Consider the following 472-nt stretch of genomic DNA (forward strand, 5'->3'; position numbering starts at 1 on the left):
TACCTACCTCTTTTCTCTAACAAAAGAGTAAGACATAGGATTTGAGAACTTTTAATTGAATAACAACGCTTATCCGAAGATAAGGGGATAGTTGTTATTCGTCAGCTTTCCAAATTGTTAAAGAGCATGTTTTGCTTTCTCGTTAAAGAAAGAAAACCATTTTTAAACACACTATGACTAATGCACTTAAAGATGGTATCCCGTAGGGGAGTCGAACCCCTGTTACCGCCGTGAAAGGGCGGTGTCCTAGGCCTCTAGACGAACGGGACACTAGTATGAACGTTTGGGAACGTTCATTTCTCTTTACTTCATAAACCGTATCAATCTGTGTGGACACTCGTCTCAATAATCATCGTATAAGGAGGTGATCCAGCCCCAGGTTCCCCTAGGGCTACCTTGTTACGACTTCACCCCAGTCATGAACCACAAAGTGGTAAGCGTCCTCCCGAAGGTTAAACTACCTACTTCTTTT

At 42.4% G+C, this 472-nt stretch carries 1 tRNA gene and 1 rRNA gene; both read right to left on the minus strand.

What is annotated here, in order from left to right:
• Nucleotides 1–193: 193 nt before the first annotated feature.
• Nucleotides 194–269: transfer RNA gene (locus HC752_RS24415), tRNA-Glu, on the minus strand.
• An 88-nt stretch (nt 270–357) separates the two neighbouring features.
• Nucleotides 358–472: ribosomal RNA gene (locus HC752_RS24420) — 16S ribosomal RNA — on the minus strand; the annotation flags it as partial.

It is taken from the genome of Vibrio sp. S9_S30, assembly GCF_014694455.1.
Lineage (GTDB): Bacteria > Pseudomonadota > Gammaproteobacteria > Enterobacterales > Vibrionaceae > Vibrio.